Origin of the sequence: Streptomyces sp. NPDC059874, from assembly GCF_042731135.1 — a bacterium.
In the GTDB taxonomy this organism is placed as follows: Bacteria; Actinomycetota; Actinomycetes; order Streptomycetales; family Streptomycetaceae; genus Streptomyces.
On sequence record NZ_JBHWJY010000070.1, the window covers coordinates 28389 to 44876 of the forward strand.

Sequence of the window (16488 nt, forward strand, 5' to 3'; positions counted from 1 at the left end):
CGCCGGTCAGTCATCGGCGCGAGGTTGCGGCAGGGGAGACAAGTTGTCCGTGGATAGCCGGATATCGGGGATGCTCCAGCAGATCGCCCGCCAGGACGTCATCGAGATCGGCCCCGCCGCGGGGGTGGGAGGGCCCGCGGCCCTCGCCCACGTGGCCGAGCACTACGGCTTCGAGTACGAGGCGGCGTACCGGACGGGGCACAACGGGTCGCAGGTCCTCGTCCGCATGTACCGGGACCCCCGGCCGGACGCCCGCGCCCGCGAGGCCGCCACCCTCTCCGCCTACCCGCGGGCGGGCAACGGCGGGGCCGCACCGGGGATGCTGCCGGGGACGCTGAAGCCCCTTCCCGAGGCGGCCGAAGCCGTCGCCCACCTGACGGACATGATCAAGCTCGACGTCATGGCCCAGGCCGCGGACAAGCGCCTGATGCTGAAGGGCTACGGAATGTGCGGGGCGCTCGTCCTCGTCCTGCTCATCGCCGGGATGCCGGTCGGCGCGCTGGCGGGCGGCGCGGCACTCGCGGCGTTCCTGGCCGGCTGCTTCAAGCTGGGGGCGGTCCGGCGGGAGCGGATCGCGCGGCGGCTGATCGGCGCCGGGTTCGTCCCGGTGCGCGACGAGCACGGCAGGCAGCGCTTCCTCCGTCCCGGCCGGCAGCTCCCCGGGCATGCCAACCCGTTCGCTTCCTGACGTCCGGCTCCGACGGGTCGCACGTCGACCGATGTACGCGTAGGACCCCCGGCGTGCCGCCGGGGGTCCTACGCGCATGTGGGAGCCCGTCAGGGGCAGCTGATGCGGATGTCGCCCGCGTCCGTGGTGCAGGTGTCGGTGTTGTAGCCGCCGTTGGCGGTGTCGTTGCCGAAGACGCCGTCGACGGTGTCAAGGCGGTCGTTGCCGAAGTTGCCGATCAGGTTGTCGGCGCCGGGGCCGCCGTTCAGGGTGTCGTCGCCGTAGCTGCCGTCGACGCGGTCGTTGCCGGGGCCGGCGTGGACGGTGTCGTTGCCGAAGGAGGAGTTGACGGTGTCGTTGCCGCTGAGGGCGCAGATGACGTCGTTCGCGTAGGTGCCGTTCAGGGTGTCGTTGCCGCTGGTGCCGATGATCGTGCAGCCACGCGTGTTGTTGACGGTGGTGGTGACGCTCGCCGTGTTGTCCGCCGGGATCGGGTCGCTCGGGGTGGCGCTCGCCGTCGCCGTGTCGGTGAGGGTGCCGACCCGTGAGGGCTCGGCGGTGATCGTCACCGTGGCCGTGGTGTTGGGGGCGAGGCTGCCGAGGGCGCAGGTGGCCTGGGACGACGTGGTGGTGCAGCTGCCCTGGCTGGTGGTGGCGGAGAGGATCGTGCCGGTACCGGTGCCGGTGAGGGAGTCGGTCAGTTGGACCCCGGTGGCCGTCGCGGTCGACGCGGACTTGTTGGTCACCTTCACGGTGTACGTCACCGTGTCGCCGAGGGCGACCGTGGCGGGGACGCCCGCCTTCGTCACCAAGAGGTCGGCGTTCACCGGGGGCGGCGTGGTTCCGGAGACCTCGTAACGGATCACACCGCGCGCGGTGCCGTCCTCCGTGACGCCGGCCACGACGAGCTTCCCGTCCGGCTGGATGACGAGGGCCTGCCCCTGCTCCCAGTCGTCGTCGTAGAAGGGGCCCACGTCGGTGGTCACCTTGCCGTCGCCGCTGAAGGTGCTGTCCAGGCTGCCGTCGGTGTTGTACCGGACCACCGCGAAGTCGTGCGGGTCCCCGGTTCCGGCCCCGCCTCCGGCGGCGACGATCTTGCCGTCCGACTGGAGTGCCACGTCATTGGCGATGCCGGAACCGGCCTCGAAGGAGGTGCCCACCCGGCCGTCACCGCCGAAGGTGGTGTCCGGGGTGCCGTTGGTGTTGAAGCGGGCCGTGGTGAAGCCCTCCGAGCTGTAGCCGGACACGACGATCCTGTTGTCCGCCTGCAGCACCACGCCGTTCGCGGCGTCGTACGCGGTCCCCCAGTCGACGAGCAGCCGTCCGTCGCCGTCGAAGCCGGTGTCGGGGCTGCCGTCCGGGGTGTAGCGGGCCAGCGCCACGTCGGTGCTGTAGGCGGGGGGCGAGTACCCGGCCGTGCCCACGGCGACGATCGTCCCGTCGGACTGCAGCGCCAGGTCCTGGACCGATGCGCCGCCGGGGAACGTGGTCGTCACCCGGCCGTCCCCGCCGCCGAAGGTGTTGTCCAGGCTGCCGTCGGGCATCAGGCGCGCCAGCGCGAAGCCGCCCTGGGCCCCTCCGGCGGCGAGGATCCTGCCGTTGCCCAGCACCCGCACCGCGGCCGCCGAGGAGCCTTGGCCGAAGTCCGGGAACACCCGGCCGGCGTTGCCGAAGGTCGTGTCCAGGGTGCCGTTCGGGAGGTAGCGCAGCAGCGTGAACTGCCCCCAGCTGATGCCGTTCTGCTCGACGATGCTGAGACCGGCCACGACGATCTTCCCGTCCGGCTGGAGCGCCAGCGCCTGGCCCGAATCGCCGGAGCTGATGGTCGTCGCCGCCGCGCCGCCGTCGCCGAAGGTGGTGTCCGGGGAGCCGTTCGCGTTGTAGCGGAGCAGCGAGAAGGCGGGGTCCCCGCCCTCGGCCGGTGTCAGGGTCCCGACGGTGAGGATCTTGCCGTCGGGCTGGAGCACCATGTCGGGGCTGTCCTCGTAGTAGGCGAGGTCGGTGATGACCTTCCCGTCGCCCCCGCCGAAGGTCAGGTCCAGGTCGCCCGACGCCCCCAGTGCCGCGCCCGGCCCACAGACGACGAGCGCCACGGCCGCGGCGGTCGCCGTGCAGGTCAGGCGGAGTCTTCTGCGGAGACCGGTGATCGAAGTGAGCATGCGGACGACTCCTTCTGGTGGCGCCGGAGAGCTGGTCGCGGTCCGCTCCCGGCGGTGGGGCGGCCGGGGGCCCGCGCGAAGGATCGTAGGAGTCAAGATCGACGACTACAGCCGGTCATTTCATGACACGCCGGGCGCTACGGCTGTACGGGTTCACGAGCTCCCGGCATCCGGCCGCCTCGGGCGTTTACGTGCCACCGGCATGGGCTAAATTTGGACCTTCGTACGCCGGAATCGGTTGGGGAGAACGCAATGACGGAAGCGATCCTGCTGGTCGGCGGACAGGGGACGCGGTTGCGCCCCGTGACGGTGAACACGCCGAAGCCGATGGTTCCCACGGCAGGCGTTCCCTTCCTCGCCCACCAGATAGCCAGGGCCGCCGCCGCCGGGGTCACGCACATCGTGATGGCCACCTGCTACCTCGCCGAGGTCTTCGAGCCCTACTTCGGCGACGGATCCGACTTCGGCGTCCACCTGGAGTACGTGGTCGAGGACGAGCCCCTCGGCACGGGCGGTGCCATCCGCAACGCGGCGCAGCTGCTCACCGGCGGCCCGGACTCCTCCGTCCTCGTCTTCAACGGGGACATCCTCACCGGCCTGGACATCGCCGGACTCGTCGAATCGCACAAGGCGGCCGATGCCGACGTCTCCCTGCACCTGGTGCGCGTCGACGACCCCCGTGCCTTCGGACTGGTCCCCACCGACCCCGACGGGCGGGTGCTGGCCTTCACCGAGAAGCCGCAGACCCCCGAAGAGATCATCACGGATCAGATCAACGCGGGCTGCTACGTCTTCCGCCGCAGCGTGATCGACTCCATCCCGGTCGGCCGCCCGGTCTCCGTCGAGCGCGAGACCTTCCCCGGCCTGCTGGCCTCCGGCGGCAGGCTGCACGGCGTCACCGAGAACACCTACTGGATGGACCTCGGCAAGCCCGAGGCGATCATCCAGGCCTCCGCGGACCTGGTCCGCGGCGTCGTGCCCTCCCCGGCCGTCCCCGGACGCCGCGGCGAGTCGCTGGTGCTGCCCGGAGCCCAGGTGGCGGCAGGGGTCAAGCTGTCGGGAGGCACCGTCGTCGGCGCCGGCGCCCGCATCGAGGCCGGAGCGGTCGTCGACGGCTGCATCGTGCTCGACGGCGCCGTCATCGAGGCGGACGCCCAGGTGGGCGCCAGCCTGATCGGCGCGGGCGCCAGTGTGGGCGCGCGGACCGTACTGGACGGCGCCGTCATCGGCGACGGCGCCGTCGTGGGCGCGGACAACGAGCTGCGCGCCGGCGCCCGGGTGTGGTGCGGGGCGCGGCTGCCCGCGGCCGCGATCCGCTTCTCCCCGGACGCCTGATCCCGTACGCCCGACCCGGACGCCCGTCCGGTACGTCCGGTCCGGTCCCGTCCGCGGTCAGTTCCCGCGGACGGTGACCTTCTCGTCGTTCTGGATCTGCTTGACCAGCTGCTGCACCTTCGCCTTGTCCCAGACGAGGTTGCCGCCGCGCTGGCCGGAGATCGGCATGTTCATCGAGACGCCGTCACCGCCGTTGACGCCCTTCATCGCGAAGAACATCTGGCCCATGTCGTACAGGCCCATGTCCTTGTCCACGATCAGCGTGTCCAGGCCCGCGCCCAGCAGCGGGTAGAGCTCGAACGGGTTGAGGACCGTGGACGGGGTCGCCGCCTGGCTGGCGAGCGCCGCCAGGAACTTCTGCTGGTTCTTCGTCCGCTGCAGGTCCGACTCGGCGAAGGCGTACCGGGTCCGTACGAAGGCCAGGGACTGCTCGCCGTTCAGCGTCTGCTTGCCCGCCTTGAAGTCGGCGCCCGACTTCTCGTCCTTGAAGCCCTGCTCGATGTCCAGCTCCACCCCGCCCAGCGCGTCCACGATGTTCGCGAAGCCGGCGAAGCCGATCTCCGCGTAGTGGTCGATGCGCAGGCCGGTGTTGTGCTCCACCGTCCGCACGAGCAGCTCGGGGCCGTCCTCCGCGTACGCCGCGTTGAGCTTGACCCGACGGCCCTGGGCCGGGAACTTCTTGCCGGACTGGGAGCCGACGAAGGAGGGGATCTCCACGTCGGAGTCGCGCGGCAGCGAGATCATCGTGTTCCCGCTGGAGCACTTCGCCAGGATCATCATCGAGTCGGTGCGCTTGCCCTCGGCCGAGCCCGTGTGGAGCTTCTTCTTCTCCTCGTCGGACATGCCCTCGCGGCTGTCGGAGCCCACGATCAGGTAGGTCGTGCAGTCGCCTTCCTTCGGGCGCTCGATGACCTTGGAGAGGTCCACCTCGCGGCGCACCTTGGAGTCGGCCCAGAAGTACGTGGAGACGGTGGTCACCAGCAGCACGGAGACCAGCACGATCGAGCCGATCTTGATCCGCTTGCGCCAGTCCGGCGCGGGGCCCGTCGGCCGCCGCCCGGGCCCGCCCGGCCCGCCCGGTCCGCCGGAGCCACCGGGTCCGCCCGGGCCGCCGCCCGAGGGGGTGCCGTAGACCTGGCCGGTGTTGTAGCCGCTGTCGTAGCCGCCGTAGGTGTCGTGGCTCTGCGCCTGCTGCGGGGGCACGGACGGGCGCGCGGGCCGACCCGGCTGCGGGGGCTGCCGGGGCGCCGGCGGGCCCTGTGGGGGCCGCTGAGGCTGGGGCGGCTGCTGGGGCTGCTGCCGCTGGATGTGCCGCATCCGCTGGGCACCCTCGGGCTGCGGCTGCTCGCTGCCGCGTCCGTACCCGCCGTCACGACCTTCTGGCCAGTCATTCATGTGCCCAAGGATGCCTGCCCGGGCGTGTCGTCCGACAGCCCGGGCGGGGTTCCGTACCGGGGCTGTTGCAGAGCTGATGCCTCCGGTACGGATCTAAGGTGTCCGTATGACTCAGATACCGGGCGAGCTGCCCGGGAAGCCGACCGCGGCCTCCCGTACGACCCTCAGCCACATCATGACCGCGAACGACACCAACCTCCTCGGCACGGTGCACGGCGGTGTGATCATGAAGCTGGTGGACGACGCGGCGGGTGCCGTGGCCGGCCGGCACTCCGGGGGGCCGGCGGTCACCGCTTCCATGGACGAGATGGCCTTCCTCGCGCCGGTGCGCGTCGGAGACCTGGTCCACGTGAAGGCCCAGTGCAACTGGACCGGCCGTTCCTCCATGGAGATCGGCGTACGGGTCCTCGCGGAGCGGTGGAACGAGTCCACCCCCGCCACCCAGGTCGGCAGCGCCTACCTCGTCTTCGCGGCCGTGGACGCCGAGGGCAAGCCCCGCCAGGTCCCGCCGGTGCTGCCCGAGACGGAGCAGGACGAGCGGCGCTACCAGGAGGCCCAGATCCGCCGCACCCACCGGCTCGCCCGCCGCCAGGCGATCACGGCGCTGCGCGAGGAGCGGGCGGCCCAGGGCTTCGACGACTGAGCCGCCGCCGGCCCCGGCGCAGCCGGCCCGCTCACCGGCCCCGCCCCGGCCCTACCTCCCGCAGACCACCTGGTCCCCGGTGACCACCCCGACGGCGCCGCCCTGGTACGGGTCCTCCGCCCGCACCGGCACCACCTTGCGGTAGTCGGCGCCCGCGATCACCAGCACCGTCCGCCCCTGACCCGGCACCGCCCGCAGCTCGCTGCCGGGCAGCGCCGTCGACACCGACCGGGCGGAGCGGTCCCACCGCGGGTCGTACGTGACCACCGTGCGCCGGACCTCGCGGCTGGCGCCGTTGCCCGGGGCCCCGGTGGTGTCGAAGCCGGTGGCGCGCAGCGCGGCGTCGACGCGGCCGCCCAGCCCGTCGATCCGGGTCCCGTTCTCCACCTGGACCCGGATCTGCTGCGGCGGCACGTCCACCGGCACCGCCGCCGGCCGGGCGGTGGCCTTGCCGGGCCGGACGGGGGCGAGCGGCCGGTCCTGGCGCATAGCATCGAAGAGCTTGGCGGCCTTCGGCTCGTCCCACTTCACGGTGGAGCCGATGCCCTTGACGGGGAACGAGGGGCTGCCGATGGGCACCGAGGCGAACTCCGAGGAGGACGGGGTGAAGTCCCGCATCGCCTGCCCGAGGGCCAGCATCTGCTCCGAGCCGAAGCCCTTGTCGGCCCGGACCGAGCCGAGCAGCGTGGAGCTGAGCTCCTTGAACTTCACCGGATTGAGCAGTACGCCGCCGCCGGTGGCCTGTTTGATCAGGGCGGCGACGAACCGCTGCTGGCGCTGCATCCGGCCGAGGTCGGAGGCCCCGTCCACATGGCGCGAGCGCACGTACTGCAGGGCCTGTCCGCCGGTGAGGCGGTGGGTGCCGGGGAGCAGGTCCAGGCCGGTGTTCGGGTCGCGCATGGTCTTGGCGGTGCAGATCTCCACTCCGCCCATCGCGTCGACCGTCTTCATGAAGCTGGTGAAGTCGACCTCCAGGTAGTGGTCGATCTTCACCCGGGTCATGTTCTCGACGGTCCGCACGGTCAGCTGGGGCCCGCCTTCCGCGTAGGCCGCGTTCAGTTTCACCGGGTGGGCCTTGTGGTCCTTGCCGCTGACGAGGTCCCGGTGCGCGGGCACCTCCGCGTAGCTGTCGCGGGGCAGGCTGATCACGCTCGCCCGTTCCCGGTCCGCCGAGAGGTGGACCAGCATGATCGTGTCGGTGCAGTGGCAGGGCGCCCCGCCGAGGCGGTACTCGCGCTTCTCCTCCGGGCTGATCTTCTCCCGCCCGTCGGTGCCCACCAGCAGGAAGTTCAGGCCGTGCCCGGCCTGCGGGCGGTTCTTCATGTCCTTGAACGGGTCGACGCGCTCGATGCCGGTGTCCAGGCCGGTCATCACGGCGTGCCCGACGGCTCCGCAGCCCAGCACCATCACCGCCAGTCCGGCCGAGATCCGCACCCCCCACCGGGGCCGGTCGCCCCGTCGCCGGGCGCGCTGCACCGGGCGCGGCCCGGCGGGACGGGGGGGACGGTGCGGCTGGGGCACGGGGGACACCTCCGCGGGCAGCAGGGAACAGTCGCAAGAACGGCAAGATCGACGAGTTCGGGAAGGTCAACGCAGGCTTCGGCTGATTCGTCAGAACAGTAGGCCCATACGATCAGCGTCTGTCCGTACCGCTCGCTCGGCGCGCACCCGGTTCCCCCGTACGCGGTAACGTGACACAGATACCCGACCTTGAAGGACCACATGCCCGCCCAGCAGCCCGCAGTCTCGGTGATCATGCCGGTGCTCGACGAGGAGCACTACCTCCGCGATTCCGTCCGCCACATCCTGGAACAGGAGTACGCGGGCGAGATGGAGGTGGTGATCGCACTCGGGCCGTCCACGGACCGTACCGACGAGATCGCCGCCGAACTGGTAGCCGAGGACCCCCGAGTCCACACCGTCCCCAACCCCACCGGACGGACCCCGGCGGCGCTCAACGCCGCCATCAAGGCCTCGCGTCACCCGATCGTGGTACGCGTCGACGGCCACGGCATGCTCTCGCCGAACTACATCGCCACCGCGGTCCGCCTCCTGGAGGAGACCGGCGCGCAGAACGTCGGCGGCATCATGCACGCCGAAGGCCAGAACGCCTGGGAAGACGCCGTCGCCGCCGCGATGACCTCGAAGATCGGCGTCGGCAACGCCCCGTTCCACACGGGCGGCCAGGCGGGCCCCGCCGAGACCGTCTACCTGGGCGTCTTCCGCCGCGAGGCGCTGGAGCAGCAGGGCGGGTACAACGAGGAGTTCATCCGCGCCCAGGACTGGGAGCTGAACTTCCGTATCCGCGAGGCCGGCGGCCTGATCTGGTTCTCGCCGGAGCTGAAGGTCCAGTACCGCCCGCGGCGCTCGGTCAAGGCCCTGGCCAAGCAGTACAAGGACTACGGGCGCTGGCGCCACGTGGTGGCCCGGTACCACGCCGGCTCCATCAACCCGCGCTACCTGGCCCCGCCGACCCTCGTCTGCGCGATGGCCGCCGGCCTGGTCGTGGGCGTGGCCGTCACCCCCCTGGGCTTCGTCGTGCCGGCCGGCTACTTCGCGGCGATCGTCGCGGGCTCCGTCCCGGCGGGCAAGGGCCTCTCGCTGAAGGCCCGGGCGCAGATCCCCGTGGCCCTCGCGACGATGCACCTGTGCTGGGGCTTCGGCTTCCTGACGAGCCCGCGCGCGCTGGCGAACAAGGTCATCGCGAGCCGCCGTCCGGCGGTCCGCCGGGACGCCTCGCAGGTCTGATCCGCGGTCGGGCGACGCGGTCCGACGCACGAAGGGGCCCGATGCTTTCGCACCGGGCCCCTTCCGCGTGCGTACGGGCTACCAGGTGAAGCCCGGTTGGATCGGCATGCAGGCGCCGTCGTTGTCGCCGTTGAGCGCGTGGGCGGAGCTCGGGAGCGAGGTCGGCGCGGGCGGCGGCGGGGCCGGCGCGTCACCGGTCCGCCAGTCCTTGCCGACGAACAGGACGATCCCGGAGACGTCCGTGGACTTCTGCACCGAGGTGGCCGGCAGGCCCAGCGCGGTGGCCACGGCGGCGGCGTCGGCCGCCTGGGCGTCGGTGGCGAAGCGGACCACCGTGGTGTCCTCGCCCGCGGTCTGGGTCTCGGCGGTGGCCTTGGTGAAGCCCTTGCCGGTCAACAGTGCGGCGACGTCGCTCGCCCGGTTCTTAACCTTGGCCTGGGCGCCGTCCTTGCCGCTGGTGGCGTTGCGGACGGACACCGCGATCTTCGCGGGCGCCGAGGCCGGGGCCGTGGTCGGGGCGGCAGGAGGAGTCGGGGTCGCGGAGACGCCCGGCGAGGGAGGGGCACCGTCCGCCGGGGCACCGGGGCCCTTGAAGTCGAGCGGTACGTCCTCGCGGACCATCCGGAACACGGCCTCCGCCGCGCCCGCCTCGGGCTCGACCCGGCCCTCCTCGCGGGTGCTGTACACCCACGGCATGGTGGTCATGGTGATCCGGCCCGGCGGGACCTTCTTGAGCTCCATGCTGAGGTCGTACAGCTTGTCGATCTTGTTCAGGCCGGGGTCGACGACCATGGCGTCGATCGCGGCCTGCGCCAGGCTGTTCATCTTCACGGGGTTGGACAGCTTGGCGTTCTTGCGGAACTCGCGGGCCAGCGAGTTCATGTACTGGTGCTGAGCGTGGGTGCGGCCGATGTCGGTGCCGTCCTCGAAGCCGTACCGGGTGCGCAGCCACTGCAGGGCCTGCTCGCCCTGGATGATGTTCGTGCCCTTGGTCAGCTTCAGGCCGGAGCCCTTGCCGTCTCGGGTGCGGGAGTGGACGTTCTCCTCGACGCAGACCGGGACGCCGCCGATGGCGTCGGCCATCGAGACCACGCCCTTGAAGTCGATCATCATGAAGTGATCGATGGGGATCTTGGTCAGCTCGGTCCAGGCGGCGACCGTGCAGCCCGGGCCGCCGCGGCTGAGGGACTGGTTCGTCTGGACGAGCCCCTTGCTGGCCGGGTGCACCTTGCCATTCGGCTCGGTGCACTTGGGCATCATCAGCAGCGTGTCGCGCGGCATCGACACCACGGACATGTTGCTGCGGTCCGCGGACAGGTGCAGCAGCATCTGTACGTCCGCCAGCGGCGGGCCGTCGAAGGTGTCAGTGGCCCCACCGAGGGCCTGGTTCGCCTCGTCGTTGCGCGCGTCGGAGCCGATGAGCAGGATGTTCAGCGGGGTCTGCCCGAAGGCGTTGGGCTTGGAGCCGCCCAGTTTGGTCTCGCCGAGGTTCAGCGCGTCCGTCTTGATGCTGCCGTTCAGGTAGCGGTAGTACAGGTAACCGGCGCCGGCCGTGCCGAGTATGAGCAGGGCCAGGACGGACGACACCCAGCGCAGCACGCGCCGCTTGCCCCGTCGGGAGGTACGGGCGCCTTCCAACCGGCGGCTGCGGCGAGAGCCGCCCCGCGGTGGTGGCACGGCGCCGGGCGCGCCCGCCCCGCCGTCGGATATCTCACCGGCGGACTGGGCGGTCGCCCCCTCCCCCCGCATGCTGCTGTGCCTCACGAGCCCCCCCTAAAAGATCCTGATTACTCGGCATTGTGCCGGTATGCCCGGCCGTAGCGCGTTATTTGGCGCAGACTGCCTTGTCGGCCTGCGCCTGCTGAACGTCCTTCGGCAGCTCCTGCGGAGCAGGCGGCGCCAGCGGGGCGCCCGGCTGCTGGAAGTCCGGCCCCAGCGTCAGCTTCATCGGCGTCTTCGCCGCCGCGTCGGTCGTCCCCATCTTCAGCGCCGTGGCGGGCAGCCCCATCATGTCCGCCAACGCCCGGGCCTGGTCCGCCTGGTTGGGGGCGTACTCCAGCTGTGTGGCGTCGACCTTCGCGGGGGCGTTGCCGAGGTTGTCGGCCTTGGGCACGCCCTTGGTGTTCTGCAGCCAGTTCAGGGTGGTGGACGCGGAGCCCTTGGGGCCGCCGCCGTTGTACACGTCCACCCTGACGTCCGCGGCGGCCGCCCGGTTGCCCTGGAGCAGCGCGTCCTGCTTGGCCTTCGCGTCCGCGTCGGCCGCGTCCTTCGCGGCCTGCTCCTTCTTCTCGACCTCCGTGAGCGAGACGTCCCCCCGAATCATCTGCAGCAGCGGGTCGGCCAGGGCCGAGTTGATCACGACGGTCGCCTTGACCTTCTCGGCCGGGTTGTCGAGCACGGGCACGGTGGTGAAGGTGATGTTCTTGAGGTCGATGTCCTTCAACTCGCCCGCGAGATCGGTGAGTTTGCCGATGGATCCCAGACCCTGGTCCACGGTCAGCGACTTGGTGGCCGCCTCCGCGAGCGAGAAGAACTTCTTCGGACTGGTCAGCGTTTCCTTCGACTTCATCTCGCGCATCATCGAACCGAGGAACTGCTGCTGGGTCTTGATCCGGTCCAGGTCGCTCTCGTTGCCGAAGGCGTGCCGGGTCCGTACGAAGGCCAGCGCCTGCTCGCCCGACAGCCGGTGCTCGCCCTTCGGAAGCTTCAGCTTGGAGTCCTCGTCGTCGACGGCCTTCTCCAGGCAGACGGGCACCCCGCCGACCGCCGTGCTCAGCGTCTTCACCGCGTTGAAGTCGACCATCATGAAGTTGTCGACCTCTATGCCGGTGAGGTCCTTGACGGTGCGCATCGTGCAGCCCGCGTCGCGGCCCTCCTGGCCCAGGCTGTTGTTGAAGCGCGTGCCCTTCGTGCCGCGGATCTCCTTCGTCGATCCGTCGGGCTGCTTCGTCGGGCAGTTCGGGATGTCGGTGATCAGGTCGCGCGGGATGGACAGCGCGGTGGCGTTGGAGCGGTCCTTGGCGATGTGGAACAGGATCGTGGTGTCGGCGTGGCCGACGCTGTTCTTGTCCCCGTAGCCCTCGTTGCCCGCACCGCTGCGCTTGTCGGTGCCGATGACCAGGATGTTGATGGCCTGGTCCTTCTTGAACCCACCGGTGCCCGCGCCCGCGATGTCGGTGACGCTGAGGTTGTCGTTCAGGTGGTCGTAGTAGAGGTAACCCGCGATGCCGCCGCCGACCAGCAGCAGCGCCAGCGTCGTGCTGGTGACGAGCAGCGCCTTCTTGCGGCGCCCACCGCCCCCGCCCTTGCGGGAGCGGCCGCCGCGCCGGCCGCCGGGCGGCCCGTCGCCGCGTCGTGGCTGAGGTACGGAGGGGGAGGTGCGGGGCTCGGGACGGGACGGCGCCGTGCGGGTTCCGCGGGGTGGGGCGACCGTGGGCCGCTGCTGCGGTGTGGAGTCACCCAGTCGCAGTTCGTAGTGGCCGGTGCGGGGGTTGAGTACCCACTGGTCTGCGGGGTCGATCTCGTCGGCCCGCCCACGGCTTTGCGCATCCACGGTTGCTCGATCCTCCGTCGGTGCCTCGCGGCGCGCCTCCCCCAAGGCGTCCGGTCAACGATCCGGCTGCAGGCGCCCGGCCTCTGGTCCGGCCGGGGCACCGGATCGCTCACCTTATCCGTCAGGTGCGGCTGCAAACCATGCTGGTGATGAATTCCACTGGCCTTATAACGGGGCGAACACCCCATCCCGCTCGGTTCGGTCACCGGCTTTTGGGATTGCTTTACCGGCAGTCGGCGGTGCCCGCCGTCGTCCCCGTAAAGGTGGGGACGGGGGTGGGGGTGGCTTCGGTTCCCTCGTGGACCCGGCCCGCGGTCGGCCGCCCCCCGGCGGCTTCCGTCGGCTCGATCCCGTCGCCGTTGACCTCGGTCGTCTCCACCTCGGGCTTCGGCGGAGTGATCGTCACCGGCTGGTCCATCCGCAACTGCCCGAACAGCCGCGCCGCATCCGGTTTGACCAATTCATCCCGGTTCGGATCGGCGAAGTACGGCCGGCGGGGCACGGTCAGGAACTTGACCTGCTCGGTCGGTATGTCCCGTACGCCCCGTACGAGTTCGTACAGCCCGCGCAGCGAGGCCAGCCCCGGGTCCGTGGTCACCGAGGAGGTCGCCGCGTCCAGCAGCGGGTACAGCCGGGCCGGATTGAGCAGGACACCGTTGCTCTGCACCTTCTTGACCAGCGAGCCGAGGAACTGCTGCTGCCGCTCCATCCGCTCCGTGTCACTGCCGTTGCCCAGGCTGTAGCGGGCCCGGACGAAACCGAGCGCATCCTCGCCCCGGAGCGTCTGCCGCCCGGCGGGCAGCTTCAGATGGGCCTCGGCGTCGTCCATCGGCCGCTTGAGGCAGACCTCCACCCCGCCGATGGCGTCGACCATCTGCTTGAACCCGCCGAAGTCGATCACCATGTGGTGGTCGACGCGGATACCGGTGAGGTTCTCGACCGTACGGATCGTGCAGGCGGCCCCGCCCCACTGGAAGGCCCAGTTGAACTGCGCGAAGCGCTCGCCGGAGCGGGAGCCGTCCGCCTTCAGGCAGGCGGGGATGTCCACCATCAGGTCCCGCGGTATCGACACCGCGGTCGCGCTCTTCCGGTCCGCCGGCAGGTGCAGCAGGATCGTGGTGTCCGAGCGCTGGGTGCCCTCGTCCTGCCCGTACCGGGCGTTGTCCTCGCCGGAGCGCGAGTCGGAGCCGATCAGCAGGATGTTCTGGGCGCCCGTGGCGAAGTTCGCCGGGCGGTCGCGCTCGTAGCGCCGCAGCTCGGCCGCCGCCGAGGTGTCCTCCGTGATGTTCCCGTCGAGCTTGTTGTAGAGCCACCACCCGGTGGCCGCCCCCGCCAGGACCAGCAGAGCCACCCCGAGGCCGATCCAGCGCAGCAGCCGACGCCTGCGGCTGCGCGGAGGTCGTGGTTCGCCTCCGGCCGCATCGCTCCCACCGTTCGGTATGCCCGCGCTGTCCGTCACTGGCGTCATCCCCTCGCCGCTCCGACAACCAGCCGTACGGGTGAGTACGGCCACTGCCGATCCTGCCCCCGGGCCGCTGGGGCAGCCTGGGGGCGACGGCGTGTCTAGGGCCATGTGGGTGACAAATCGCCCGGTGTCGAGGTTGAGCGGTGTGGGTGACGGCCGCCCCTTCTCCCTAAACCGTGTGGGTGACGCGCTCGCTCTCCACCCGCTGGGCCAGCGCCTGCTCCGACAGCCGGTCCAGGTTCCGGCACAGCACCACGGACCCGCCCGACGCCAGCGCGGCGTACAGCCCGGCCGACAGCCCGTCCCATGTGTCGTAGCCGAGCCCGGTCAGCACCCGCGATCCCGCGCCGAGGCCGAGCTTCACCGCGTCCTCGCGGGCGCGGGCGGTCAGCTCCGCGTACGAGAGCTCCTCGCCGCCGACGACCAGCCCCGGGCCGTCCGCGTCGACGGGGGCGAACGGCGCGAACCGGTCGCCCTGCCCCGGCACCTCCACCGCGTAGTCGGCGAACCCGGCCGGCGGCTGCGGGAACCGCCCGCCCAGCGGCCGCAGCGCCAGCGCGACGCGCTCGCCGGAACAGGCCCGCGCCTCCTCCAGCGAGTCCGGCCCGCTCACGACGAGATCGGCAGCGCCCGGATCCCCGCCCACCTCGGCGACGACCCCGACCGAGGCGCAGGCGAGCAGCCACACGGCGCTCTGCCAGTGCGCCGGGAGCAGCAGCGCGAGCCGGTCCCCGGGCTCGGCGCCCAGGTCGCCCTGGAGCAGATTGGCGGTCTTGGCCACCCAATTGGCGAAGGTGGCGACGGACAATTCGACGCGCTCGCCCGTGGCGTCGTCGTAGAAGGTGACGAGCGGGCGGCCCGGATCGGCGGCGAGCGCGGATCGCAGCAGGTCGGCAGGGGTGCGGTCAGTGGCGTTCACCCGCCAAAGGGTACGCGGGCCCGTCCCTCGTACGGCGGCCACCGGATCCTCCGTACGGGGGAGGGGTGTACGAGCGGCACCGGACGGGGCGTCAGTTCTCGGATGGCGCCGGATGGTGAGCGTGCTCAACATCCTTTTCATGCGTGGATTCCTTGCTTCCTCGATCGGCGTCGCGACGGCAGCAGCCCTGGCCCTGCCCCTCGTGCTTCCCACCTCCGCCCTGGCCGCCGTGTCCCCGGACGCGGTCGCGGGGTCCACCCAGTCACTGCCACTCGCCCCCATCGGACCGGCCACCGCCGACCGCACCCCCGGCGTCCCCGGCATGAGCGCCTCGCCACGCCTTCCCGAGACCCGCGGCCTGGCCGCACGCGACGTCAAGACGTTCTCGCTGGTCGGCGTCGTCTGGGACGACGTCGCCACCCAGCTCCACGGCCGGGTCCAGGTCCGCACCCGCTCCACGGCCACCGCGGCCTGGTCCGACTGGCAGGACGTCGAGACCCACAACGGCGAGCACGCCGCGGACCCCGACGCCATCGAACGCGGCTCCGGCCGGATCCGCGGCGCGACCGCCCCCCTGTGGGTCGGCGAGTCCGACGGCGTGGAGGTCCGCGTCCAGGCCGAACCGGGCACCGAGACCACCGGCCACGCCCCCGGCCGGCTCCCCTCCGGCCTGCGCATCGAACTGGTCGACCCCGGCCTCACCTCGCCCGGCGCGGGCACCGACGGCAAGAACGGCCGCCCCGCGGACGACGACAAGGGCGAGGTGGTGCCGGGCATGACGATGGAGATGGCCGAGGCCTCCGCCGCGAACGTCCCGCACGCCCCGATGGGCGCGAACGAGATCATCGCCCTGGACAAGGCCGACTCCACCGCCGACGCGGCCTTCGCGAGCGACGGCGACCTGGCCGAGGCCGAAGCCGCCTACATCGGCCCGCGCCCGCGGATCGTCACCCGCAAGGGCTGGGGCGCCGACGAGAGCCTGCGCGAGCCCGGCTTCGGCTACACGAGCAAGGTCAAGGCGGCCTTCGTCCACCACAGCGCCTCCGGCAACAACTACGCCTGCAAGGACGCCCCCGCCGTGCTGCGCAGCCTGTACCGCTACCACGTGGTCAGCAGCGGCTGGCGCGACCTCGGCTACAACTTCGCCGTCGACAAGTGCGGCACGGTGTACGAGGGCCGCGCGGGCGGCGTCTCCAAGCCGGTCCTGGGAGCCCACACCATGGGCTTCAACACGGACAGCATGGGCATCGCGGTCCTCGGCACCTACACCTCCACGGCCCCGCCGAAGGCCGCCCTCGACGCGGTGGCCCGCCTCACGGCCTGGAAGCTCGGCCTCTTCGGCGTGGACCCGCGGGCGAAGACGACCCTGAAGTCGGGCGGCGGCAACCGCTTCCCGAAGGGCCAGTCGGTCAAGCTGAACGTCATCTCGGGCCACCGCGACGGCTTCGCCACGGAATGCCCGGGCAAGCGGTTGTACGCGCAGCTTCCGCCCACCCGCACGGCCTCGGCGAAGCTCCAGGGCCGGCCATAGCGGCGCCGCTGCCGGGGGCGCTGCCCCCGGACCCCCGCGCCTCAAACGCCGGCGAGGCTGGAACATCCAGCCT

The 16488-nt window shown here is 71.5% G+C and carries 12 protein-coding genes; 5 read left to right on the top strand and 7 right to left on the bottom strand.

The features are described from left to right. Positions 1 to 49: 49 nt before the first annotated feature. Entirely contained in the window at positions 50 to 688 is a 639-nt protein-coding gene (locus tag ACFV9H_RS31040) for a hypothetical protein (RefSeq protein WP_385404705.1), read from the top strand. Positions 689 to 777: 89 nt separating this feature from the next. Here ACFV9H_RS31040 and ACFV9H_RS31045 read toward each other — a convergent pair whose 3' ends face one another. Then, positions 778 to 2826 carry a calcium-binding protein gene (locus ACFV9H_RS31045; RefSeq protein ID WP_385404707.1) on the bottom strand — a complete coding sequence of 683 codons (2049 nt, stop codon included), beginning with the start codon at positions 2824 to 2826 and terminating at the stop codon, positions 778 to 780. Between the two features lie 252 nt (positions 2827 to 3078). Between ACFV9H_RS31045 and ACFV9H_RS31050 the strand changes: the two genes are divergently transcribed. Then, positions 3079 to 4161, top strand: a complete 1083-nt coding sequence (locus ACFV9H_RS31050; RefSeq protein ID WP_385404710.1) for a sugar phosphate nucleotidyltransferase — start codon at positions 3079 to 3081, stop codon at positions 4159 to 4161. Positions 4162 to 4218: 57 nt separating this feature from the next. Here the strand turns inward: ACFV9H_RS31050 and ACFV9H_RS31055 are convergent, their stop codons facing one another. After that, on the bottom strand, positions 4219 to 5556 hold the full coding sequence (locus tag ACFV9H_RS31055; RefSeq protein ID WP_385404711.1) for an LCP family protein: 1338 nt from the start codon (positions 5554 to 5556) through the stop codon (positions 4219 to 4221). A gap of 106 nt (positions 5557 to 5662) precedes the next feature. Here ACFV9H_RS31055 and ACFV9H_RS31060 point away from each other — a divergent pair, with 106 nt between their 5' ends. Next, complete coding sequence (locus tag ACFV9H_RS31060; protein ID WP_385404714.1) at positions 5663 to 6199, top strand: acyl-CoA thioesterase; 537 nt, start codon at positions 5663 to 5665, stop codon at positions 6197 to 6199. A 51-nt stretch (positions 6200 to 6250) separates the two neighbouring features. Here the strand turns inward: ACFV9H_RS31060 and ACFV9H_RS31065 are convergent, their stop codons facing one another. Further along, positions 6251 to 7633, bottom strand: a complete 1383-nt coding sequence (locus ACFV9H_RS31065) for an LCP family protein (protein ID WP_385404727.1) — start codon at positions 7631 to 7633, stop codon at positions 6251 to 6253. 288 nt (positions 7634 to 7921) lie between these two features. Here ACFV9H_RS31065 and ACFV9H_RS31070 point away from each other — a divergent pair, with 288 nt between their 5' ends. Further along, positions 7922 to 8947, top strand: coding sequence for a glycosyltransferase family 2 protein (locus ACFV9H_RS31070; protein ID WP_385404716.1), 1026 nt, complete (start codon positions 7922 to 7924; stop codon positions 8945 to 8947). Positions 8948 to 9025: 78 nt separating this feature from the next. Here the strand turns inward: ACFV9H_RS31070 and ACFV9H_RS31075 are convergent, their stop codons facing one another. The 4 genes from ACFV9H_RS31075 to ACFV9H_RS31090 form a co-directional block, all read right to left on the bottom strand. Beyond that, entirely contained in the window at positions 9026 to 10696 is a 1671-nt protein-coding gene (locus tag ACFV9H_RS31075; protein WP_385404729.1) for an LCP family protein, read from the bottom strand. 76 nt (positions 10697 to 10772) lie between these two features. After that, positions 10773 to 12500 (bottom strand): LCP family protein, encoded by a 1728-nt coding sequence (locus tag ACFV9H_RS31080; RefSeq protein ID WP_385404718.1) that lies wholly within the window; start codon positions 12498 to 12500, stop codon positions 10773 to 10775. Between the two features lie 223 nt (positions 12501 to 12723). Then, positions 12724 to 13959: an LCP family protein gene (locus ACFV9H_RS31085; RefSeq protein WP_385404731.1), complete on the bottom strand. Its 1236-nt coding sequence runs from the start codon at positions 13957 to 13959 to the stop codon at positions 12724 to 12726. Positions 13960 to 14134: 175 nt separating this feature from the next. Continuing rightward, the gene (locus ACFV9H_RS31090; RefSeq protein WP_385404720.1) at positions 14135 to 14884 is read right to left on the bottom strand and encodes a TIGR03089 family protein; all 750 of its coding nucleotides are present in this window, start codon (positions 14882 to 14884) and stop codon (positions 14135 to 14137) included. A 139-nt stretch (positions 14885 to 15023) separates the two neighbouring features. Between ACFV9H_RS31090 and ACFV9H_RS31095 the strand changes: the two genes are divergently transcribed. Beyond that, positions 15024 to 16415 carry a peptidoglycan recognition protein gene (locus tag ACFV9H_RS31095; protein WP_385404722.1) on the top strand — a complete coding sequence of 464 codons (1392 nt, stop codon included), beginning with the start codon at positions 15024 to 15026 and terminating at the stop codon, positions 16413 to 16415. Positions 16416 to 16488: the final 73 nt, after the last annotated feature.

What these genes read in the sequence shown, in the direction of transcription:
- ACFV9H_RS31045 (WP_385404707.1), bottom strand. Translation starts at nt 2,826, where the DNA reads ATGCTCACTTCGATCACCGGTCTCCGCAGAAGACTCCGCCTGACCTGC.
- ACFV9H_RS31050 (WP_385404710.1), top strand. Translation starts at nt 3,079, where the DNA reads ATGACGGAAGCGATCCTGCTGGTCGGCGGACAGGGGACGCGGTTGCGC.
- ACFV9H_RS31095 (WP_385404722.1), top strand. Translation starts at nt 15,024, where the DNA reads ATGCGTGGATTCCTTGCTTCCTCGATCGGCGTCGCGACGGCAGCAGCC.
- ACFV9H_RS31070 (WP_385404716.1), top strand. Translation starts at nt 7,922, where the DNA reads ATGCCCGCCCAGCAGCCCGCAGTCTCGGTGATCATGCCGGTGCTCGAC.
- ACFV9H_RS31055 (WP_385404711.1), bottom strand. Translation starts at nt 5,556, where the DNA reads ATGAATGACTGGCCAGAAGGTCGTGACGGCGGGTACGGACGCGGCAGC.
- ACFV9H_RS31060 (WP_385404714.1), top strand. Translation starts at nt 5,663, where the DNA reads ATGACTCAGATACCGGGCGAGCTGCCCGGGAAGCCGACCGCGGCCTCC.
- ACFV9H_RS31075 (WP_385404729.1), bottom strand. Translation starts at nt 10,696, where the DNA reads ATGCGGGGGGAGGGGGCGACCGCCCAGTCCGCCGGTGAGATATCCGAC.